This window comes from Microbacterium sp. NPDC091676 (assembly GCF_044756645.1).
GTDB classification, from domain to species: domain Bacteria; phylum Actinomycetota; class Actinomycetes; order Actinomycetales; family Microbacteriaceae; genus Microbacterium; species Microbacterium paraoxydans_D.
In genome coordinates this window covers 649,747-671,608 of the sequence record NZ_JBIVTI010000002.1, presented here as the reverse complement: position 1 = coordinate 671,608, position 21,862 = coordinate 649,747, and the positions used below count along the sequence as shown (strand labels likewise).

The window sequence follows — 21,862 nt, the reverse complement described above, 5'->3', positions numbered from 1 at the left end:
GTCACATTCCGAACCCGGAAGCTAAGCCTCACAGCGCCGATGGTACTGCAGGGGGGACCCTGTGGGAGAGTAGGACACCGCCGGACTCCTTTTAGACAAGAAGGCCACCCAATGCTGGGTGGCCTTCTTGCGTTAACGCGTGAGGCGTCGCCTCAGCGGGCCAGGCGCGCCTCGAGCGTCGCCGCGGTCTCGCGCACCGCGTTCGCCAGCACGACCTCTGCTCCGTCGTCGCCGGCCCAGGTGATCGCGACCGCGGCGACGGGCCAGCCGGCCGCGTCGCGCACGACGGCGCCCACGGAGCGCAGGCCTTCCGCGACCTCGCCGTCCTCCGTCGCCCAGCCTCGCGAGCGCACCTCCCGGAGGAGATCGCGCAGCTCGCCGGGGCGTCGCGGGCCCCGCCCGGTGCGGTCGGAGAAGGCGGAAGCATCCGGGTACAGCGCCCGGACCTGTTCGCGGGGGAGGGCGGCGAGCATCGCGCGTCCGGTCGCGGTCAGGTGCGCGGGGAGGCGCACGCCCACGTCGGTCACCAGCGCCGGCCGCCGGGGCGCACGCTCCTCGACGATGTACAGCACATCGCCGCCGCTCATGACCGCCAGGTGCGCGCTCTCCCCAAGCTGGTCGGAGAGCCCGGCGATGAGCGGTCGTCCGAGCCGCGCCAACGGCTGCTGTCGGGCGTAGCCTCCGGCCAGCTCGAAGGCCGACGTGCCGAGTCCCCACCGGCGCTCCTCGCGGAGGTGCAGCACGAAGCCGTGGGCGGCGAGCGTGCGCAGCAGGTGATAGACCGTCGATCGCGGAAGCATGAGCTCGCGGGCGATCGCGGACGCCGCCACCGGTGCCGGCCGGCCCGCCAGGTAGCTCAGGATGCGCAGGGTCTGCGCCGCGGCAGGCACCTGGGCGTCATCGGTCTCGGAGATGTCTGGGATCACAGACACAGGTTGCCACGAAGCCGCGCGCGCGTCGACCCGGCGGGTGTGGAATCGAGACATGAGCGATCCAGCCCCTGTCCTCGTCGGCGCCGCCCCTCTGTCTGCCGCGGATGTCGTCCGCGTGGTCCGTCACGATGCGCCCGTCGTCGTCGACCCCGCGGCGCTGGCCGCCGTCGCCGAGACCCGGCGGGTGATCGACGGCCTCGCCGCGGACCCGCACCCCCACTACGGGGTGTCCACCGGCTTCGGTGCGCTGGCGACGACGTTCATCGCTCCGGACCGGCGACTGCAGCTGCAGGCGAGCCTCATCCGTTCCCACGCCGCCGGGACCGGCGCCGAGGTCGAGCGGGAGGTCGTGCGCGGGCTCCAGCTGCTGCGCCTCCAGACGCTCTCGTCCGGGCGCACGGGGGTTCGTCCCGTCGTGGTGGAGACGTACGCCGCGCTGCTCAACGCGGGCATCGTGCCGGTGGTCCGCGAGTACGGGTCGCTGGGGTGCTCCGGGGATCTCGCGCCCCTCGCCCACATCGCCCTCGCGGCCATGGGCGAGGGCGATGTCCGCGACGCCACGGACCGGCTCGTCCCGGCGGCCGATGCCCTCGCGGACGCCGGCATCGCGCCCCTCACGCTCGTGGAGAAGGAGGGACTGGCCCTCATCAACGGCACGGACGGGATGCTCGGCACTCTGGTGCTCGCGCTCCATGACCTGGAGATGCTGCTGCTCACGGCCGATGTGGCGGCGGCCATGTCGGTCGAATCGCAGCTCGGCACCGATGCGGTGTTCGCCGCCGATCTCATGGCGCTGCGTCCGCAGGCGGGACAGGCCACCTCAGCCGGCCACCTCCGTGCCCTGCTCGCCGGCTCGCCGATGGTCGCCAGTCATAAGGGGCCGGAAGACGGCCGGGTGCAGGACGCGTACTCGCTGCGGTGTTCCCCGCAGGTGCACGGCGCCGCACGGGACACGCTCGGGCATGCCGCCATGATCGCGGAGCGCGAGCTGTCCAGCGTCATCGACAACCCCATCATCACCCTCGACGGGCGTATCGAGTCCAACGGCAACTTCCACGGTGCGCCCGTCGCCGCCGTCCTCGACTTCCTCGCGATCTCGGTCGCCGACGTCGCGTCCGTGTCCGAGCGCCGCACGGACCGGGCCCTGGACCCGGCGCGCAGTCACGGACTCCCGCCCTTCCTGGCGGCGGAGGTCGGGGTCGACTCCGGCCTGATGATCGCGCAGTACGCGGCGGCCGGCATCGTCTCCGAGCTGAAGCGCCTCGCCGTGCCCGCCTCGGTCGACTCCATCCCCTCCTCGGCGATGCAGGAGGACCATGTCTCGATGGGCTGGGCCGCAGCGCGGAAGCTGCGCCGGGCGATCGACGGTCTCTCCCGCGTCCTGGCGATCGAGATCCTCACCGCCGCCCGCGCCCTGGATCTCCGCGCGCCGCTCGAGGCAGGGCCGGCGACCGGAGCCGTGCGCGACCTCGTCCGCACGGTCGCCGCGGGCCCCGGCCCCGACCGCCACCTCTCGCCCGAGATGGAAGCCGTGACCGCCCTCGTCCAGTCGGGTGCCATCGCCCGTGTCGCAAAGGAGCACATGCATGACTGAGGAGAACGCAGCGCGCACGGTACGCGCAGCCCGCGGTGCCGAGCGCACCGCCAAGAGCTGGGGCGCGGAAGCGGCCAAGCGCATGCTCATGAACAACCTCGATCCCGAGGTCGCCGAGCACCCGGAAGACCTCGTGGTCTACGGCGGGACGGGCAAGGCGGCGCGCAGTTGGGAGGCGTACGAGGCGATCGTCCGCACGCTCGACGAGCTGGAGCCGGATGAGACGCTGCTCGTCCAGTCCGGCAAGCCGGTGGGCGTGTTCCGCACCCACGAGTGGGCGCCGCGCGTGCTCATCGCCAACTCGAACCTCGTCGGCGACTGGGCGACCTGGCCGGAGTTCCGCCGTCTGGAGGAGCTGGGGCTGACCATGTACGGCCAGATGACCGCCGGCTCCTGGATCTACATCGGCACGCAGGGCATCCTGCAGGGGACGTACGAGACGTTCGCCGCGGTCGCCCGCTCGCTCGGGCGGGACTCCCTGCGGGGGACGCTGACGCTGACCGCCGGTGCGGGCGGGATGGGCGGGGCGCAGCCCCTCGCCGTGACCCTCAACGAGGGCGCGGTCCTGATCGTGGACGTCGACGAGACGCGGCTCGCGCGCCGCGTCGAGCACCGGTACCTCGACGAGTACACCACCGACCTCGATGCGGCGGTGGCCCGGGTCGTCGCGGCGAAGGACGCCGGTCACGCCCTCTCGGTCGGCGTCGTGGGCAATGCCGCGGAGATCTTCCCGGAGCTCCTGCGTCGGGGCGTGCCGATCGACGTCGTGACCGACCAGACCAGCGCCCACGACCCGCTCGCCTACCTGCCGATCGGCATCGACGTGGACCGCTGGAAGGGGGAGGCCGCGCGCGACCCCGAGGAGTTCACCCGCCGGTCGAGGGAATCCATGGCCGCCCACGTCGCCGCGATGGTCGGCTTCCAGGACGCGGGGGCGGCGGTCTTCGACTACGGCAACTCGATCCGCGCGGAGGCGCAGCTCGGTGGATTCGACCGGGCGTTCGCGTTCCCGGGCTTCGTTCCCGCCTACATCCGCCCGCAGTTCGAGGAAGGGCGAGGACCGTTCCGCTGGGTGGCGCTGTCCGGAGACCCGGAGGACATCTTCAAGACGGACCGCGCGATCGCCGAGCTCTTCCCCGAGGACACCGCCCTGCACCGCTGGCTCGACAAGGCGGGGTCGGCCGTCCACTTCGAGGGCCTGCCGGCGCGCATCTGCTGGCTCGGCTACCAGGAGCGGCACCTCGCCGGACTCAAGTTCAACGAGATGGTCGCCTCGGGAGAGCTGTCCGCGCCGATCGTCATCGGCCGCGACCACCTCGACTCCGGCTCCGTCGCATCGCCGTACCGGGAGACCGAGGCCATGAAGGACGGCTCCGACGCGATCGCCGACTGGCCCCTGCTCAACGCCCTCCTCAACACCGCCTCCGGAGCGTCGTGGGTGTCCCTGCACCACGGCGGCGGGGTGGGGATCGGACGCTCGATCCACGCCGGGCAGGTCACGGTGGCGGACGGTTCGGCCCTCGCGGCGGAGAAGCTCGCCCGGGTGCTGACGAACGACCCCGGGACCGGCGTCATGCGGCACGTGGACGCCGGGTACGACCACGCCAAGGAGGTCGCGCGCGACCGCGGACTGAAGGTGCCGATGCTGTGACGACGACGCTCATCTCCGGGATCGGGGAACTGACCACCAACGCCGCCGCCGAAGCCGACCCGACGGGCACGCTCCGCGACGCGGCCGTGCTGATCGACGGCGAGCGGATCGCGTGGGTGGGCTCGTCGGCCACGGCTCCCGCGGCCGACGAGGTCGTCGACGCCGGGGGTCGGGCGGTGATCCCCGGATTCGTCGACAGCCACAGTCACCTCGTCTTCGGCGGCGATCGGGCGGCGGAGTTCGAGGCGCGCATGGCGGGACAGCCATACGCGGCGGGCGGCATCCGGTCGACGGTCCAGGCGACGCGGGCGGCGACCGACGACGAGCTGCGCGCCCGACTGCGCGGGTTCATCGACGAGCTGCGGGCACAGGGGACCACCACGGTCGAGATCAAGAGCGGCTACGGTCTCGCCGTCGCGGAGGAGGAGCGCCTCGTGCGCCTCGCCGCCGAGGTGACGTCGGAGGTCACGTTCCTCGGTGCGCATGTGGTGCCGGTCGAGTACGCCGACGATCCCGACGCCTATGTCGACCTCGTCGTGGGGCCGATGCTCGACGCGTGCGCCCCGCACTCCCGGTGGATCGACGTCTTCTGCGAGACCGGCGCCTTCACGGTGGCGCAGTCGCGACGGATCCTGGAGGCGGGCAGGGCCCGGGGCCTCGCTCCTCGGGTGCATGCGAGCCAGCTCGGTCCGGGCGACGGCGTGCGGATGGCGGTCGAGCTGGGGGCGGCCTCGGTGGATCACGGCACCTACCTCACCGACGCGGACATCGCCGCGCTCGCCGCGTCGGACACGGTGCTCACGCTGCTGCCCGGCGTGGAGTTCTCCACGCGCCAGCCCTATCCGGATGCGCGCAGACTCCTCGACGCGGGTGTGACGGTCGCGCTGGCGTGCGACACGAACCCGGGGTCCAGCTTCACGTCGTCCATGGCCTTCTGCATCGCCATCGCCGTGCGGGACATGGGCATGACCACGGCGGAGGCGGTCTGGGCCGCCACCGCCGGCGGGGCGCGGGCACTCCGGCGGGACGACATCGGCCGGATCACCCCCGGGGCGCGCGCCGACCTCGTACTGCTCGACGCCCCCTCCCGCGTGCATCTGGCGTATCGCCCGGGTGTGCCGCTGGTGCAGCGCGTCTGGAAGGACGGCCTCGCGGTCGGGTGAGGGCCGCTCGGGCTAGCGTGCCGCGAGGCCGGCGAGCAGCTCGAGCACGCAGAGGGCAGCGAGTCGCACGGTGCGACCGTCCTCCGCGTCCGCGGTCGCGTCGACCTCGGCGATGTCGGCGCTCGCGACCCGGCGATCGGCGGCGACCGCCCGGGTGAGGGCGCGCAGCTCCCACGCGGCCAGGCCTCCCGGGACGCTGGCCGGGCACCCCGGTGCGACCGCGCGGTCGCACACGTCCACGTCGATGTCGAGGTGCACCCGGGCGGCCTCGCCCGCCCCCGCGATCTCGACGGCCTCGGCCACGACGTCGGCGATGCCGCGACGGCGCACGTCGTCGAGGGTGACGACCCGGATGCCCCAGTCGGCCGCGCGGCGGGCGTACGCGGCGGAGTTCGCGAAGTCGGCGAGGCCGATCTGCACGATCCGGGTGGGGTCGATGCGTGCGGTGGGGAGGCCGGACGCCGCCGGGGCGTCTTCGACGAGTCGCCGCACCGGCGTGCCGTTGGAGACGCCGTCGCGCAGGTCGAAGTGCGCGTCGAACGTGATCAGGCCCGTGGCCTCCGCTCCGAGCGCGACCGGGTAGGTGAGGGAGTTGTCGCCGCCGAGGGCGATGACGAGGTGCGACGCGTCCGCGAGCTCCCGGACCCGCTCGATCGTCCGCGCCTCTCCCGCGTCGCCGTCCGGCTCCGGCACGTCCCCGGCGTCGGCGATGCGGAGCACCTCGTCCAGGTCGACCGTCGGCGGGCCGAGCACCGTCGTGCCGTAGCGGGGGAGCGCCTCGCGGATCGCGGCCGGTGTCGCGTGCGCCCCGGTCGGGGACAGGGAGGTGCGCCAGGTCGGGACGCCGAGGAGCACCGCGTCGGCCGTGTCCTCGAACGCGGGCCAGGCGCCGGCGCGCGGCCAGAGCGGATCGTGGGACAGCGCCATGTCAGACTCCCGGGATCAGGGCGTGGGCGACGGTGAAGATCGCGAGGCCGGCGAGGGCGCCGACGACCGTGCCGTTCAGACGGATGTACTGCAGGTCGCGGCCGACCATGAGCTCGATCTTCTCCGTGGTCTCGGCGGGATCCCAGCGCTCCACGGTGTCGGTGATGATCGAGGCGATGTCGTGCCGGTACCGGTCCACGAGGAAGACGGCCGCATCGGAGACCCACGTGTCGACGCGGCGCTGCAGGGCGGCGTCGGTCGTGAGCCGCTCGCCGACCTCCTGGAGCGCCTGCACCGCGCGGCGCCGCAGCCCGCTCTCCGGGTCGGCGAGGGAGGTGAGGAGTCCGTTCTTGGCGGTGTTCCAGGCCTCCGCGGCGAGGGCGCCGACGCGGGGGCTGTCGAAGAGGGCGGCCTTGGCGTTCTCCAGCTTCTCGCGCGTCGCGGGATCGTTCTGCAGGGCGTCCGCGAGGCGGGACAGGTACCCGTCGATCGCGAGGCGGGCCGGATGCCGCGGGTCGGCCTGCACGGCGCGGACGAACTTGACCGCCTCGTTGTACACCGTGTCGTCGATGAGGCGGTGCGCGATCTTCGGCATCCATCCAGGGAGGCGCCGGGAGACGAGTCCGGTGAAGGAAGCGGCGTTCGCGTCGAGCCATCGCCCGATGCTGTCCACCGCGAGATCGACGGCACCGTGGTGGGCTTCGGCGTCCACGATCTTCTCCAGCCACGCCCCGGCGGGCGGCCCCCACTCCGGCGCGACGAGATGCTCGCGCGCGAGGTCGGCGAGGAGGTCGCGCACGTCGTCGTCGCTGAGCGCGTTCAGCACGGCCGTCGCGACCGTCGCCCCCTCGGCCGCCACGCGCTCGGCATGCGGGGTCTCGCGGAGCCACTCCCCGGCGCGGAGGGCGATCGCGGTGCTGGTCAGCTTGGTGCGCACGACGTCGGCCGCGAGGAAGTTCGTCTCCACGAACTCGCCGAGAGTGCGGCCGATCTCGTCCTTGCGGTTCGGGATGATCGCGGTGTGCGGGATGGGCAGGCCCAGCGGACGGCGGAACAGCGCGGTCACCGCGAACCAGTCCGCGAGCGCGCCGACCATGCCCCCCTCCGCCGCGGCCCTGACGTAGGCGAGCCCGCCGACCCGCTCCTGGAACGCGAACGCGACGACGAAGGCGAGGGCCATGAAGATCAGCGCCCCGAGCGCGACGGCCTTCATCCGCCGCAGCGCGCGCCGGCGCTCCTGGTCGGCGACGGAGAGCAGCGTCGTGGGTGTTCGCGGCATGACGTCATCCTTTCACGGGGCGAGTAGCCTCGATACGTGATCGAAGACATCAAGAAGCGCGCTCTGCACCGCACCAGCATCCTCGAGGGTCAGATGCGCGGCGTCGCGCGGATGATCGAGAACGAGGAGTACTGCATGGACATCATCACGCAGTCCCGCGCGATCCAGCGCTCGCTCGAGTCGCTCAACCGCCTGCTGTTGGAGAACCACCTGCGCACCCACGTCACCCACATGTTCGAGGACGGCGGCGAGGAGCGCGACAAGGCCGTCGGCGAGCTCCTCAAGGCGTTCGACTTCGACCGCAAGTAGCGGCCGGCGGGGGACGCTCAGCCGACCGCGTACCCGTCGGCGACCGCCAGTGCCTCCTCGATCGCCGCCAGACCCCGCACCAGCTCCGCCTCCTCGATCACCAGCGGCGGGGCGATGTGCACGCGGTGGAAGTGCGTGAAGGGCCACACTCCTGCCCGCTTCGCGGCGGCTGCGAACGCCGTCATCGGTGCGGCGTCGGCACCGGTCGCGTTGAACGGCACCAGCGGCTCCCTGGTCTGCTGATCCCGCACGAGCTCCACCGCCCAGAACAGACCGCGGCCGCGCACCTCGCCCACGCTCGGATGCGACCGCGCCCACGAGCGCAGGGTCGGACCGACGATCCGCTCGCCGAGGTCGCGCACCCGTTCCAGGATGCCGTCGCGGCGGAACACCTCGAACGTGGCCACACCGGCCGCGCAGGCGAGAGGGTGCCCGGAGTACGTCAGTCCGCCCGCGAACGGGACGGTGTCGAAGGCCGCGGCGATGCGGTCGGAGATCACGACGCCGCCGAGGGGGACGTAGCCCGAGTTCACGCCCTTCGCGAAGGTGATCAGGTCGGGGCGGGCGTCGAAGGCATCGATCCCGAACCACTCGCCGAGCCGGCCAAACCCCACCATCACCTCGTCCGCGATGAAGACGATCCCGTAGCGATCGCAGAGCGCGCGCACCCCGGGCAGATAGCCGGGCGGCGGAAGCAGCACGCCGTTGGTGCCGACGACCGTCTCGACGATGATCGCGGCGATCGTCTGCGGTCCCTCGAGCTGGATGGTCTGCTCCAGATGCGCGAGGGCGCGCTCCGTCTCCTGCTCGGGCGTCTCGCTGTGGAACGGGGAGCGGTAGAGGTACGGTCCGAAGAACCGCACGGCCCCGGTGTCCGTGACGTCGTTCGCCCAGCGGCGCGGGTCGCCGGTGAGGGAGATCGCGGTCGCGGTGGAGCCGTGGTAGCTGCGGTACATCGACAGCACCTTCCGGCGCCCCGTGGCCTGCCGGGCCATGCGCACGGCGTACTCGTTCGCCTCCGCGCCGCCGTTCGTGAAGAACACCTTCTCGAATCCGTCGGGAGCGACCTCGGCGATGAGGCGGGCGAGCTCACCGCGCACATCGTTGGCCATCGACGGCTGGATGGTCGCGAGCCGCCCGGCCTGCTGCTGGATCGCGGCGACGAGATCCGGGTGCTGGTGGCCGAGGTTGAGGTTCACGAGCTGGCTGGAGAAGTCGAGGTAGGCGGTGCCCTCGTAGTCCCAGAACGTCGAGCCCCGACCGGTGGCGACCGGCAGCGGGTCGATCAGCGCCTGCGCGCTCCAGGAGTGGAAGACGTGGGCGCGGTCATCGGCGCGCACCTGCGCCTCGGCGTCCGGGGCGGGGAGGGGGGAGGAGAGTCCGTGGCGGTCGGTGAAGGTCGTCATCGTGATCGCTCCTCGTCAGTGGTTGCTCGGGAAGCCGAGGTCGATCTGCGACGGGGTGTGGTCGGGCCACCGCGTCGTCACGACCTTCGACCGCGTGTAGAAGTGCACGGACTCCGGGCCGTAGATGTGCGCGTCGCCGAAGAGCGAGTCCTTCCACCCGCCGAACGAGTAGGCGCCGATGGGCACCGGGATCGGGACGTTGACGCCGACCATGCCGACCTCGATGTCGAACTCGTACTGCCGTGCCGTCCCGCCGTCGCGCGTGAAGATCGCGGTCCCGTTGCCGTAGGCGTTCGCGTTGACGAGCGCGACCGCCTCCGCGTAGGAGCCCACGCGCACGACGGACAGGACCGGGCCGAAGATCTCGTCGTCGTAGACGCGCATGCCGGGCGTGACGTCGTCGATCAGGCTCACCCCGAGGAAGAAGCCGTCGCCGTCGAACCGCTTCGTGGTGCCGTCGACGACGACCGTGGCGCCTTCCCCGGGGGCCTCTGTGACGTAGGAGGCGACCCGGTCACGGTGCTCCGCGGTGATGAGGGGCCCCATCTCGCTCGCCGCATCCGTGCCGGGGCCGATCGAGAGGCCGTCGATGCGGCGGGCGATCGCGGCGACGAGGTCGTCGGCGATGTCGCCCACCGCCACGAGCACGGACACCGCCATGCAGCGCTCGCCCGCGGAGCCGTACGCTGCGGAGACGGCGGCGTCGGCGGCCGCGTCGATGTCGGCGTCGGGCATCACGACCATGTGGTTCTTCGCGCCGCCGAGCGCCTGGACCCGCTTCCCGGCGGCGGACGCCCGTCCGTAGATCGACCGGGCGATCGGGGTCGAGCCGACGAAGCTCACCGCCTGCACCCGCGGGGAGTCGAGAAGCGCGTCGACGGACTCCCGGTCGCCGTGCACGACGTTGAGGACGCCGTCCGGGAGACCGGCCTCGCGGAACAGCCGTGCGAGCCAGACCGCGGCGGACGGATCCTTCTCGCTGGGCTTGAGGACGACGGTGTTGCCGCACGCGATGGCGGAGGCGACCATCCACAGCGGCACCATGACCGGGAAGTTGAACGGGGTGATGGCCGCGACCACGCCGACCGGCTGCTTCACGGAGTGCACGTCGACCCCGCGGGCGACCTGCTCGCTGCGCTCGCCCTTGAGCAGGTGCACGAGACCGGCCGCGAACTCCACGTTCTCGATGCCGCGGGACACCTCGCCGGCGGCGTCGGACAGGACCTTGCCGTGCTCGGACGTGACGATGGCCGCCAGCTCGTCCGTCCGTTCCTTGAGGAGCTGACGGAGCCGGAAGAACACGTCGGCGCGCTTGATGAGGCTCGTCTCCCGCCACGCCGGCAGCGCGGCAGCAGCGGCGTCCACGGCGGCGTCGACCTCGGTGGCCGAGGCGAACGCGACCTCCTTCGTGACGGCTCCTGTCGCCGGATCGAAGACGAGGCCTCGGCGGGCGGCCTCGCCCGTCTCGGTGCCGTTGATGAAGTGACGGACGATGTCCACGGGGGGCTCCTTCGCAGAGGGGTTCGCGTGTCGCACACTCTGACCGAGGGTCGCTACGCTGGGGCTCGGCCCATGCTGACAGGAAACGGAGCGGGTGCGGAGTGGCAGAGCGTCAGGACTTCTCGGTGGATCGGACAGATCGTCCGGATCGATCGCCCTCGGTGCTGCGCGTCGGGGACGTGCTCGCGCTCCCCGCGGTGCAGGAGGGGGCGCCGACCGTCCTCGTCGGGGGCCCGGCACTGGAGGCCGGGGTGCGGTGGGTCCACGCCTCGGACAGCGCCGCCGTCGCCCGCCTGCTCGACGGCGGCGAGCTGCTGCTCACGACCGGCGCGGCCTGGCCGACGAGCCCCGCAGCGCTGCGCGTGCTCGTGGCGGAGCTGGCGGCGGTCGGGGTGTCCGGCATCATCGTCGAACTCGGCCCGCGGATGCCCCGCGTCCCGGCCGCGGTCGTCGAGGCCTGTGCCGCCTCCGGCCTCGCTCTGATCGCGCTCGGGGTGGAGGTCAAGTTCGTCGCGGTGACCGAGGCCGTGCACCGGGCGCTGATCGAGGCACAGACGGCGGCGCTCCGCGAGCGTCAGCGACTGCACGACCTCTTCACCGCCCTCAGCCTCCGTGGCGCACCGGCCGACCTCATCGTGTCCGAGGTCGCCCGCGCACTCGACGCCCCGGTCCGCCTCGAGAATCCGGCGGGGGAGGTCGTCGCGATCGAAGCGCTCCGCGTCCCGGTCGGCGAGGCCCTCCGACAGACGGAGCGGGGCGGTGATCGGGTGCCGGTGCAGGCGCGCGGAGTGCGCTGGGGCCGGCTCATCCCTGCGGAGGGTCCTCCGCATCCCGCCGGTCGGGCCACCGTCCTGGAGCTGGGGGCGACGGCCCTCGCCTTCGGCTGCCTCGCCGATGGGGAGGGGGCGTGGACCGTGCTCGCCCATCGCCGCCTCGTCGAGGATCTTCTCGGCGCGCGGTTCGCCCGCGAGGAAGACGTCGAGGTCCGGCTCCGGAGACTCGGACTCGACCCGTCGGGCGGAACCGTCTCCGGCCTCGTCTTCCGCACGGACGAGGACGCGGAGATGCTCGTCGCCCGCGCGCGTGCGGCGGGGCTGTCCGCGGTGGGGGCCCGGCGCGGAGCCGACGTGGTCCTGCTCGTGGCCGCCGGGGCCGATGCGCTGACCGATGCCGTCCTCGCACGCCTCTCCGAGGGTGCGCCCGTGACCGTCGGACCGAGCGCCGAAGGCGTCCTCGGGCTCCTGGCCTCGATCCGCGCCGCGCTCGACCTCGCTGCACGGCCGTCAGGGGGCGACGTGCCGGTGGTCCGCCGCGTCGCCGACCGGCCGCTCGAACGCCTCGTGTCGGCCCTGCGCGACGATCGTCGGCTCCAGGCGCACAGCGAGCAGATGCTGGATCCCCTCGTCCGTCACGACCGGGATCGCCGCGGAGACCTGCTCACGGTCCTCGCCGCCCTCGTCGCGCACCCCGGCAACCGCTCCGCGGCGGCGGCCGCGAGCCACCTCTCCCGCTCGGTGTTCTATCAGCGCCTCGCGCTCATCGGCGACCTGCTCGGCGCGGATCTGGACGACGGGGAGACCCTCGCCGCCCTGCACCTCGCCCTCCTCGCCCGCCGTCGCGAGGAGACGCGGCCGCGCTGAGGCCGACCGTCAGCGCGTGCCCCAGGCGAACTGCTGCTTCTGGAGCTTCGCGTAGATGAAGGTCTCGGTCGACACCACGCCCGCGATCGGACGGATGCGATCGTTGACGAGCGCCAGCAGATGGTCGTCGTCCTCGCACACCGCCTCGACGAGCACGTCGAACGATCCGACCGTGATCACGACGTAATCGACCTCGTCGATGTCGGCGATCGCCTCGGCCACGCCTCGGGCGTCCCCGGCGACCTTGACGCCCACCATCGCCTGCCGGTGGAAGCCGAGCTGCATCGGATCCGTCACCGCGACGATCTGCATCACCCCGGACTCGGTGAGCCGCTGCACCCGCTGCCGGACGGCGGCCTCGCTCAGGCCGACGATACGGCCGATCTCGGAGTACGAGCGCCGCCCGTCCTCCTGCAGCATCTCGACGATGGTCTTGGAGATCGCGTCGAGGGTATGGTCCTTCTTCGACGGTGCCATGGTGCGATCTTGGCACCGCGGACGGTCGCGGACAACGGGGTGTGCGTGCGCCCGATCAGGCCTCGACCGGGCCGAGCCAGGCGCTCGCCGCGGTGGCGTGCGCCGACTCCGGGTCGGAGGGATGGAACGCGCCGGCGAGGACGTCGCGGTAGAGCCGGGAGAGCTCGTTGGCGCTGAAGTACGAGCCGCCGCCGGCCACCAGCATGGCCTCGTCGACGACCTGCTTGGCCATCGTCACCGCGCGATGCTTGACGCCCGAGAGCGCGGGGAACCAGCCGGCGCCGCGGTCCGCGCGCTCGTCGACATCGCGGGCGAGGGTGGTGATCTGCGGAGGGAGTGCGTCGTAGGCGAGGGCCATGTCGGCGATGCGCCAGCGGATGTCCGGATCCTGGCTGTACGCGGCGCCGCTCTTCTTGGAGCGACGCCGGTGGGCCGTCGCCACGGCCAGCTCGAGCGCCCGCCGGGCGATGCCGGTGTAGACGGAGGCGAGGAGGATCTCGAAGACCGCGAAGATGCCGAAGACGATCGGGTCGGGGCTCGGGCCGGGGTCGATGCGCCGCACGACGTGCGCCGCGTCCGCGACGGCCCCGTCGAGGCGCGTGGTCCGGCTCTGGGTGCCGCGCATGCCGAGGGTGTCCCAGTCGTCGGCGGTGGTGACCGCGGACGTGCGGTCGACGAAGGCGAACACGAGCTTCGGCGCGTCCGGGCTCGTGGTGTCGAGTCCGTGCAGGCCGAGCTTCGTCCACACCGGGGCGAGCGAGGTGAAGATCTTGGTGCCGGTGAAGGCGTAACCCCCGGCGCCGTCCGGGACCGCCGCGGTGTCGCTCCCGAACAGCACGAGGTCGTTGCCGCCCTCGCTGATGCCGAACGCGAAGACCTCGCCGGCCACGGCGCCGTCCTGCACGAACTCGAGACCGGGCACCCCGCGGTCCGAGAAGACCTTGGCGACGCCGGTCCAGACGAGGTGCATGTTGATCGCCAGAGCGGTCGCGGGCGCGGCCCCCGCGAGCCGCTGCTGGAGGAGGGCGGCCTGTTCGAGGCCGAGTCCCGCGCCGCCGCGCTCCCGGGGCACGAGGATCGACAGGTAGCCGGCCGCGCGGAGCTCATCCAGGTCGGCCTGGGGGAAGGTGTTCTCCCTGTCGTGGAGGGGGGCGCGCTCGCGGATGCGGTCGAGCAGGTCGTCGGGGAGATACGCCGACGGGTCGAAATCGGTCATGCCAGAGCCTCCAGGAGGTGTCGGATCGATTCCTCCGGGCGGTCGCGATGCACCGAGTGGCCGGCGCCGGCCACGACCGACAGGGAGATGCGGGGGTTGCTCGCGAGCACCTCGTCGGCGAGGGCCCCGGTGAAGATGCTGGAGACCGCGGGATCGCCCCCGATCACGCGCGTGGGCACGGTCAGACGGGCCGCGTGCGCACGGACGTCCCACGGCTGGTTCTGTGCGCTGGTCTGCTCGACCGCCCACGCGCTCGCCCGCCGGACGGCGTCGACCTTGAGCTCCTGATCCTGCGGGTGCCAGTGCGGGTGCTCCTGCCGCACCGCGTCGAGGCGGTTGTCGGCGAAGGCGCGTTCCTGGCTGCGGCGGACGTCGGCCGCGTCCCGCTGGACGACGTGGATCGCGGGATCGATGAGGACGAGGCGGCGCGTCCAGTCGGCGTCGTCCGCGGCGGCCACCGTCCCGGCGGCGCCGCCGAGCGAGTGTCCGACGACGGCGTCCCAGGGGCCCGCGCCGGGAGGGCGCGTCGCGGCGAGGTCCGCGGCGTAGGCCGCGACGGAGTAGTCGAGCGTCCGCGGGGCGTCGCCGTGGCCGCGCAGGTCCACCGCCGTCGCGTGCCAGCCGGCTGCCGCGAGGGCGTCGCCGAGACGCCACATGAGCGCGCCGGACGATCCCAGACCGTGCACGAGGAGTGCGCGTCGCGGTGCAGCGGCATCGCCCCAGCTCAGGCGGGGGAGGGTGACGGGAGCGGGCATGGCACCAGCCTACGACCGCGCCGGGACGCGGCGGGCGGCGTCAGCGCGCGGGCTCCAGGGGCGGCAGGTCGGCCGCGATGCGGAGCACCCGCGCGGCGGCCTCGTGTCCGGCGGCCAGGCGGGTCTCGAGGTCGGCGCCATCGAGCGTCGCGGCGAGGAACCCGGAGGCGAAGGCGTCTCCGGCGCCGACGGGCTCGACGACGTCGACGGTCGGCGCGGGTACGAACACCGGGTCCGCGTCGCCGAGGAAGGCCGTGGCGCCGACGTCGCCGTCCTTGACGACGAGCAGACCGCAGTGCGGGAGGTGGGCGCGGATCTCCGCCGCCGTGGCGGTGCCCCAGATGCGCTCGGCCTCGTCGCGGCCGACGAAGGCGATGTCGGCGGCGTCGGCCAGGCGAGCCAGGGTGGCGGACGCCTCCTCGGGGCTCCACAGAGCCCGGCGGTCGTTCACATCGAAGGAGACGACGGCCCCGGCGGTGCGCGCGTCGGCGAAGAGCCGGTCGACCATCGCCACGCAGGTCGGCGACAGGGCAGGGGTGATGCCCGTGGTGTGCACGATGCGCACGCCGGCGAGCTGCGCGGGCGACAGGAAGCCCGGTGCCATGCGCGAGGCGGCGGAGCCGCGGCGGTAGTAGTAGACGGCCGAGGACTCCACGCCGGGATCCTTGAACATCACACCGGTCGGCGCCTCGGCGTCGATCTCGGTCCACAGCTCGACGTGGCGCCGCTCCAGCTCGCCGGTGAGACGTCGGCCGAGGGGATCGTCGCCGAGGCGGGAGGCCCAGGCGGCGCGGTGACCGGCGGCCGCCACGCCGACCGCGACGTTCGCCTCCGCGCCGGCGTGCGTGATCGACGCCGTGTCGGCGGACGCAAGGCCGGCGCCGGTCGGCGTGATCAGTGCCATCGACTCGCCGACGCACACGATCGCGGGGGAGGAGGACGGGACGGAGGGGCTCATGAGGGGGTGACCGCCAGGGGCTCGGTGTCGGGATGGGGGCTCGCGTCGCGGTGACGCAGATCGGGGAAGGAGCGCACGAACACGATGGAGACGAGCAGTCCGACGGCCGCGAAGATGGTGGCGGCCAGGTAGGCGCCGCGCCAGTCGCCGACGTCGACGAGGAAGCCGGCGACCGCCGATCCGGCTGCGGCGCCGATGAGCTGTCCGGTGCCCGCCCAGCCGAACGCCTCGGCGGTCTCGCTGAACTTCACGCTGGCCGTGGTGATGGCGAAGAGCACCGCGAGGGCGGGAGCGATGCCGATGCCGGCGAGGATGAGCGTGCCGCCCAGCCAGAAGACGTTGAGCATCACCATCGTGAGGGCCAGGCCCACGGTGACGATGAGCAGGCGGCGCGCCATGGCCCACGGACCGATCGGGATGTGGCCGAAGGCGAGGCCGCCGGCCAGGCTGCCGGCGGAGAAGACGGCGAGGATGAGGCCCGCCGCGAGGCTGCCGTGTTCGAACGTCGCGACCACGCCGACCTCGACCGCCGAGCAGGCGCCGATGAGGAGGAAGCCGATGACCGTCGCGAGGAGCACGGGCGGCTTGAGGACGACCTTGCCCAGCGCATTGCGGCTGCGGGGGATGCGCACGCGGCCGACCTCGGGGGAGAGGATGAACCACGCGCCGCCGGCGACGAGGACGATCGCCACCAGGAGCAGGCCCTCCATGGTGCCGACCTGGGTGGAGACGAGGGTGATGACCACCGGCGCCAGCACCCAGATGATCTCCTGGAGGGAGGCGTCCAGAGAGAACAGCGGCGTGAGCTGGCCGGCGTTCACGAGCTTGGGGTAGATGGTGCGGACGGCCGCCTGCACGGGCGGCGTCGAGAGGCCGGCGATCATGCCGAGAGCCATGTAGCCGGGGACGGAGAGCGGCAGCAGTCCGAGACCGAGCACCGCGATCACGCAGACGGACAGCGTGAGGGTCAGCACCCGCCGCATGCCCCAGGCGCCCATCCAGCGGCTGGTGATGGGGCCGGCGACCGCCTGGCCGACGCTGGTCGCGGCGAGCACGAGGCCCGCCGATCCGTACGATCCGGTCTGCTGCTCGACGTGCAGCAGGATCGCCAAGGACATCATCCCGTTGGGGAAGCGCGCGGTGAGCTGGGCGGCGATCATGCGGCCCACTCCCGGCGTGCGAAGAAGATCCCGATAGCCCGCCACCAGACAACGGTACCGGGCCGCGGGGACGTCGGGGAGACGGGCCGGGGACCGCGTCGCTGCGACACGCCGGAGACACGCCGACGGACGAATTCCACAGGCCTGGGGATGTCGGAAGCCCCTCGTATCGTGCCGCCTGTGGATGGATCTCGCACGGGCTCCGCTCCGCCGCGATTTCCCGCGGCTCGACGACCCCGGGAAGGAGGGTCGGCCTGTGGAAGAAACGGTGGACAACCTGTGTTGTATCTGTAGAGAGCGGTGGAAAAACTACACGGATGTAACTACTACCCCTTGTGGTCGCACCGAATGTCCGTCCCTATATGTAGTATTGAGATCCCGGCGGAGGTCTGCCGGAGAAACCAGAGATTTGAGGGGTTCAGATGTCGATCACGGTGTACACCAAGCCTTCCTGCGTCCAGTGCAACGCGACCTACCGTGCCCTGGATGCCAAGGGCATCGAGTACGAGATCCACGACCTGTCGGAGGACCCGACGGCGCTGGAGCAGGTCAAGGCGCTCGGCTACATGCAGGCGCCGGTCGTCGTCACCGACGAGGACCACTGGTCGGGCTTCCGTCCCGACAAGATCGACGAGCTCGCGTCCCGCCTGGCGTGACCCTTCGGCGTCGCTCAGGGACCGGGGTGAATCATGCACCTAGTCGCGACCGCAGCGCCGCTCCTGGTCTACTTCTCGAGCGTGTCGGGTAACACCGCGCGCTTCATCGAGAAGCTCGGGCTTCCCGCCCGACGCATCCCCCTCCACCGGAACGAAGAGGACCTCGTCGTCGACGAGCCCTTCGTCCTGGTCACCCCCACCTACGGCGGGGGTGCCGGGCGCGGGGTCGAGAAGGGGGCCGTGCCCAAGCAGGTGATCCGGTTCCTCAACGACGAGCGCAACCGGCGTCACATCCGCGGGGTCATCTCCGCGGGCAACACCAACTTCGGCGACGCGTTCTGCCTCGCCGGCGACATCATCAGCCGCAAGTGCCACGTGCCTCACTTGTATCGGCTTGAGATCTTCGGCACACAGGACGACGTGGATCGCGTGAGCGACGGATTGGAACGACGGTGGAATCTTCAGTGACCGAGACAGTGGCATTCAAGGTGAACCCCGCATACGAGGGCCTGGACTACCACGCCCTCAACGCGATGCTGAACCTGTACGACGCGAACGGGAAGATCCAGTTCGACGCCGACAAGCGCGCCGCGCGGGAGTACTTCCTGCAGCACGTGAACCAGAACACGGTGTTCTTCCACTCGCTCAAGGAGCGCCTGGACTACCTCGTGGAGAAGGAGTACTACGAGGGCGCCGTCATCGAGAAGTACTCGTTCGACTTCGTGCAGAAGCTCAACGACCTCGCCTACTCGAAGAAGTTCCGCTTCGAGACGTTCCTCGGCGCGTTCAAGTACTACACGAGCTACACGCTGAAGACGTTCGACGGCAAGCGCTACCTCGAGCGCTTCGAGGACCGCGTCGTGATGACCGCGCTCGCCCTCGCGGACGGCGACGAGAAGCTCGCCGTGAACCTCGTCGAGGAGATCATCTCCGGTCGCTTCCAGCCGGCCACCCCGACCTTCCTCAACGCGGGCAAGGCCCAGCGCGGCGAGCTCGTCAGCTGCTTCCTGCTGCGCATCGAGGACAACATGGAGTCGATCGCCCGCGGCATCAACTCCGCGCTGCAGCTCTCCAAGCGCGGCGGCGGCGTGGCCCTGCTGCTGTCGAACATCCGCGAGTCGGGTGCCCCGATCAAGCAGATCGAGAACCAGTCCTCGGGCATCATCCCCGTCATGAAGCTCCTCGAAGACAGCTTCAGCTACGCCAACCAGCTCGGCGCGCGTCAGGGCGCGGGTGCGGTGTACCTCAACGCCCACCACCCCGACATCATGCGCTTCCTCGACACCAAGCGCGAGAACGCCGACGAGAAGATCCGCATCAAGACGCTGTCGCTCGGTGTCGTGGTGCCGGACATCACGTTCGAGCTCGCCAAGAACGACGAGGACATGTACCTGTTCTCGCCGTACGACGTGGAGAAGGTCTACGGCGTCCCGTTCGGCGACATCTCGGTCACCGAGAAGTACCGCGAGATGGTCGACGACCCGCGCATCAAGAAGACCAAGATCAACGCGCGCGAGTTCTTCCAGACCGTCGCCGAGATCCAGTTCGAGTCCGGCTACCCGTACGTCATGTTCGAGGACACGGTCAACAAGGCCAACCCCATCAAGGGGCGCATCAACATGTCCAACCTCTGCAGCGAGATCCTGCAGGTGAACACCCCGACCACCTACAACGACGACCTGTCGTACAAGGAGATCGGCAAGGACATCTCCTGCAACCTCGGCTCGATGAACATCGCGCTGTCGATGGACGCCGACGACCTCGGCCAGACGGTCGAGACCGCGATCCGCGCGCTCACCGCGGTCAGCGACCAGAGCCACATCGGCTCGGTCCGCTCGATCGAGGACGGCAACGACCGGTCGCACGCGATCGGCCTCGGTCAGATGAACCTGCACGGCTACCTCGCCCGCGAGCACGTGTTCTACGGCTCGGAGGAGGGTGTCGACTTCACGAACATCTACTTCTACACCGTGCTGTTCCACGCGCTGCGCGCCTCGAACCAGCTCGCGATCGAGCGTGGCACGACGTTCGACGGGTTCGCCGACTCGACCTACGCGTCCGGCGAGTTCTTCGACAAGTACATCGACCGCGCCTGGGTCCCGGAGACCGAGAAGGTCAAGGAGCTCTTCGCGGGCAAGCACATCCCGACGCAGGAGGACTGGGTCCAGCTCAAGGCGTCGATCCAGGAGCACGGCATCTACAACCAGAACCTGCAGGCCGTGCCGCCGACGGGCTCGATCTCCTACATCAACAACTCGACCTCCTCGATCCACCCGATCGCCTCGAAGATCGAGATCCGCAAGGAAGGCAAGCTCGGTCGCGTCTACTACCCGGCGGCGTTCATGACGAACGACAACCTGGAGTACTACCAGGACGCGTACGAGATCGGCTACGAGAAGGTCATCGACACGTACGCCGCGGCCACGCAGCACGTCGACCAGGGTCTGTCGCTGACGCTGTTCTTCAAGGACACCGCCACCACGCGTGACATCAACAAGGCCCAGATCTACGCATGGCGCAAGGGCATCAAGACGATCTACTACATCCGTCTGCGTCAGCTGGCGCTCGAGGGCACCGACATGACCGAGTGCGTCTCGTGCATGCTCTGACACTTCGACAGGCTCAGTGACCCAGGAACTAGGACAAGAATGACTCCTCACTCCCCGCTCAAGCTGGTCTCCAGCGTGCAGGCGATCAACTGGAACCGCATCCAGGACGACAAGGACCTCGAGGTCTGGAACCGTCTGGTGAACAACTTCTGGCTGCCGGAGAAGGTGCCGCTGTCGAACGACGTGCAGTCGTGGAACACGCTCACCCCCGACGAGCAGCTGCTCACCATGCGGGTGTTCACCGGGCTCACGCTCCTCGACACGATCCAGGGCACCGTCGGCGCGGTGTCGCTGATCCCCGACGCGATCACGCCTCACGAGGAGGCCGTCTACACGAACATCGCCTTCATGGAGTCGGTGCACGCGAAGAGCTACTCCTCGATCTTCTCGACGCTCGCGTCGACGAAGGAGATCGACGAGGCGTTCCGCTGGTCCACGGAGAATGCGAACCTTCAGAAGAAGGCGCAGATCATCATGGACTACTACCAGGGAGACGACCCGCTCAAGCGCAAGGTCGCCTCGACGCTGCTGGAGTCGTTCCTGTTCTACTCGGGCTTCTACCTGCCGATCTACTGGTCGTCGAAGGCGAAGCTGACGAACACGGCCGACCTCATCCGCCTCATCATCCGCGACGAGGCCGTGCACGGGTACTACATCGGCTACAAGTTCCAGCGCGGACTCGAGACGGCCGACCAGGCGCGCAAGGACGAGCTCAAGGACTACACGTTCTCCCTGCTCTACGAGCTCTACGACAACGAGGTGCAGTACACGCAGGACCTCTACGACGGCGTCGGGCTCACCGAGGACGTCAAGAAGTTCCTGCACTACAACGCCAACAAGGCCCTGATGAACCTGGGCTACGAGGCGATGTTCCCCTCCAGCGTCACGAACGTGAACCCGGCGATCCTGTCGGCGCTCTCCCCGAACGCGGACGAGAACCACGACTTCTTCTCCGGCTCGGGCTCCTCCTACGTCATCGGTAAGGCCGAGGCCACGGAAGACGACGACTGGGACTTCTGAGCCCTGCGCGGCGGGACGCAAGCAGAGTAATGCGTCCGACTCCGGCCGACCCGACCCTCGGGCTGGCCGGAGGCGCCGTCGGGTGACCCACCGTGAGCCTGACGATCGCGGTCCGGTCGTCCGCTGTCAGCGCTCAGACGGAACGGTCGGGCTACGGCACGTACTCGCCCGATGTGTAGTCGGCGACGAGCTTCAAGGTGCCCGCTGACGGCCGCGCGGACACCCACACGGTGCGCGGATCCCACGATTCCCAGGCACCGACAGTTGCGGCGTCGCCCCCATCTCCGCGGCGAGTTGTTCCGGGGTCATGCCGTCGGGTGGGCGAACGGTGAACGTCACCGAGCAGCCGCCGCTTCCGCAGCCTTCGCTCTGGCCGACCACCTGCGCGCCGGCAGGGAGGGGCACGGCTGACAGGGGAGGAGTGTCGCCCTCGTCCGCCATCATGAACAGCCAGCCCAGCCGTGCGAGGTAGAACACGATGAGGAGAGCTGCGGCGACGATCAGGCCGACCCGGATCCTGCGGCGCCGGGTCGCACCCTTCTCCTGCGGACCGTGGTCGGCTATCGGAGCGGGTTCCATGGCGTGAGCATACCCATTGCGCCCGGAATAT

At 70.8% G+C, this 21,862-nt stretch carries 20 protein-coding genes and 1 rRNA gene; 10 read left to right on the top strand and 11 right to left on the bottom strand.

The window, feature by feature from the left end; translation table 11 throughout:
* Window positions 1–86, top strand: a 5S ribosomal RNA gene (rrf, locus tag ACIQID_RS16555); the annotation flags it as partial.
* Window positions 87–152: 66 nt separating this feature from the next.
* Here the strand turns inward: rrf and ACIQID_RS16550 are convergent.
* Window positions 153–890 (bottom strand): IclR family transcriptional regulator, encoded by a 738-nt coding sequence (locus ACIQID_RS16550; protein ID WP_400287144.1) that lies wholly within the window; start codon window positions 888–890, stop codon window positions 153–155.
* A 94-nt stretch (window positions 891–984) separates the two neighbouring features.
* On the opposite strand from ACIQID_RS16550, the gene hutH reads away from it, so the two are divergent.
* Genes hutH through hutI form a run of 3 tightly spaced genes read left to right on the top strand, consistent with a single transcriptional unit; the run spans window position 985 to window position 5,340 of the window.
* Window positions 985–2,526: a histidine ammonia-lyase gene (hutH, locus tag ACIQID_RS16545; RefSeq protein WP_312675921.1), complete on the top strand. Its 1,542-nt coding sequence runs from the start codon at window positions 985–987 to the stop codon at window positions 2,524–2,526.
* A complete protein-coding gene (gene hutU, locus ACIQID_RS16540; RefSeq protein WP_331202179.1) occupies window positions 2,519–4,177 on the top strand; it encodes a urocanate hydratase in 1,659 nt (552 codons plus the stop codon). Before hutH ends, hutU begins: the two co-directional genes overlap by 8 nt.
* Complete coding sequence (gene hutI, locus ACIQID_RS16535; RefSeq protein ID WP_400287123.1) at window positions 4,174–5,340, top strand: imidazolonepropionase; 1,167 nt, start codon at window positions 4,174–4,176, stop codon at window positions 5,338–5,340. The genes hutU and hutI overlap by 4 nt, the downstream gene beginning before the upstream one ends.
* Window positions 5,341–5,352: 12 nt before the next feature.
* On the opposite strand, the gene ACIQID_RS16530 is transcribed toward hutI, so the two are convergent.
* Complete coding sequence (locus ACIQID_RS16530) at window positions 5,353–6,267, bottom strand: agmatinase family protein (protein ID WP_400287121.1); 915 nt, start codon at window positions 6,265–6,267, stop codon at window positions 5,353–5,355.
* A gap of 1 nt (window position 6,268) precedes the next feature.
* Entirely contained in the window at window positions 6,269–7,546 is a 1,278-nt protein-coding gene (locus tag ACIQID_RS16525; protein ID WP_312675913.1) for a DUF445 domain-containing protein, read from the bottom strand.
* A gap of 36 nt (window positions 7,547–7,582) precedes the next feature.
* Between ACIQID_RS16525 and ACIQID_RS16520 the strand changes: the two genes are divergently transcribed.
* On the top strand, window positions 7,583–7,855 hold the full coding sequence (locus ACIQID_RS16520; protein ID WP_025102619.1) for a metal-sensitive transcriptional regulator: 273 nt from the start codon (window positions 7,583–7,585) through the stop codon (window positions 7,853–7,855).
* 17 nt (window positions 7,856–7,872) lie between these two features.
* Here the strand turns inward: ACIQID_RS16520 and ACIQID_RS16515 are convergent, their stop codons facing one another.
* Entirely contained in the window at window positions 7,873–9,261 is a 1,389-nt protein-coding gene (locus ACIQID_RS16515) for an aspartate aminotransferase family protein (RefSeq protein ID WP_400287118.1), read from the bottom strand.
* 15 nt (window positions 9,262–9,276) lie between these two features.
* A complete protein-coding gene (locus ACIQID_RS16510; protein ID WP_400287116.1) occupies window positions 9,277–10,761 on the bottom strand; it encodes a CoA-acylating methylmalonate-semialdehyde dehydrogenase in 1,485 nt (494 codons plus the stop codon).
* 125 nt (window positions 10,762–10,886) lie between these two features.
* On the opposite strand from ACIQID_RS16510, the gene ACIQID_RS16505 reads away from it, so the two are divergent.
* Window positions 10,887–12,401 carry a PucR family transcriptional regulator gene (locus tag ACIQID_RS16505; protein WP_400287114.1) on the top strand — a complete coding sequence of 505 codons (1,515 nt, stop codon included), beginning with the start codon at window positions 10,887–10,889 and terminating at the stop codon, window positions 12,399–12,401.
* Window positions 12,402–12,410: 9 nt separating this feature from the next.
* Here the strand turns inward: ACIQID_RS16505 and ACIQID_RS16500 are convergent, their stop codons facing one another.
* Genes ACIQID_RS16500 through ACIQID_RS16480 form a run of 5 tightly spaced genes read right to left on the bottom strand, consistent with a single transcriptional unit; the run spans window position 12,411 to window position 17,012 of the window.
* On the bottom strand, window positions 12,411–12,878 hold the full coding sequence (locus ACIQID_RS16500; RefSeq protein WP_102209934.1) for an Lrp/AsnC family transcriptional regulator: 468 nt from the start codon (window positions 12,876–12,878) through the stop codon (window positions 12,411–12,413).
* A gap of 55 nt (window positions 12,879–12,933) precedes the next feature.
* Entirely contained in the window at window positions 12,934–14,094 is a 1,161-nt protein-coding gene (locus tag ACIQID_RS16495) for an acyl-CoA dehydrogenase family protein (RefSeq protein ID WP_400287111.1), read from the bottom strand.
* A complete protein-coding gene (locus tag ACIQID_RS16490) occupies window positions 14,091–14,849 on the bottom strand; it encodes an alpha/beta fold hydrolase (protein ID WP_400287109.1) in 759 nt (252 codons plus the stop codon). Before ACIQID_RS16490 ends, ACIQID_RS16495 begins: the two co-directional genes overlap by 4 nt.
* 40 nt (window positions 14,850–14,889) lie before the next feature.
* Entirely contained in the window at window positions 14,890–15,807 is a 918-nt protein-coding gene (locus ACIQID_RS16485; RefSeq protein WP_400287107.1) for a sugar kinase, read from the bottom strand.
* Window positions 15,804–17,012 carry an MFS transporter gene (locus ACIQID_RS16480; protein ID WP_331202170.1) on the bottom strand — a complete coding sequence of 403 codons (1,209 nt, stop codon included), beginning with the start codon at window positions 17,010–17,012 and terminating at the stop codon, window positions 15,804–15,806. The genes ACIQID_RS16485 and ACIQID_RS16480 overlap by 4 nt, the downstream gene beginning before the upstream one ends.
* Window positions 17,013–17,389: 377 nt before the next feature.
* Between ACIQID_RS16480 and nrdH the strand changes: the two genes are divergently transcribed.
* Genes nrdH through nrdF form a run of 4 tightly spaced genes read left to right on the top strand, consistent with a single transcriptional unit; the run spans window position 17,390 to window position 21,252 of the window.
* Complete coding sequence (gene nrdH / locus ACIQID_RS16475; protein ID WP_017202656.1) at window positions 17,390–17,623, top strand: glutaredoxin-like protein NrdH; 234 nt, start codon at window positions 17,390–17,392, stop codon at window positions 17,621–17,623.
* A 33-nt stretch (window positions 17,624–17,656) separates the two neighbouring features.
* Window positions 17,657–18,091, top strand: coding sequence for a class Ib ribonucleoside-diphosphate reductase assembly flavoprotein NrdI (nrdI, locus tag ACIQID_RS16470; protein WP_126893816.1), 435 nt, complete (start codon window positions 17,657–17,659; stop codon window positions 18,089–18,091).
* On the top strand, window positions 18,088–20,232 hold the full coding sequence (gene nrdE, locus ACIQID_RS16465; RefSeq protein WP_060922464.1) for a class 1b ribonucleoside-diphosphate reductase subunit alpha: 2,145 nt from the start codon (window positions 18,088–18,090) through the stop codon (window positions 20,230–20,232). The genes nrdI and nrdE overlap by 4 nt, the downstream gene beginning before the upstream one ends.
* A 39-nt stretch (window positions 20,233–20,271) precedes the next feature.
* Complete coding sequence (gene nrdF, locus ACIQID_RS16460) at window positions 20,272–21,252, top strand: class 1b ribonucleoside-diphosphate reductase subunit beta (protein ID WP_060922463.1); 981 nt, start codon at window positions 20,272–20,274, stop codon at window positions 21,250–21,252.
* A 192-nt stretch (window positions 21,253–21,444) separates the two neighbouring features.
* Here the strand turns inward: nrdF and ACIQID_RS16455 are convergent, their stop codons facing one another.
* Window positions 21,445–21,831 carry a hypothetical protein gene (locus ACIQID_RS16455; protein WP_400287103.1) on the bottom strand — a complete coding sequence of 129 codons (387 nt, stop codon included), beginning with the start codon at window positions 21,829–21,831 and terminating at the stop codon, window positions 21,445–21,447.
* Between the last annotated feature and the right edge of the window lie 31 nt (window positions 21,832–21,862).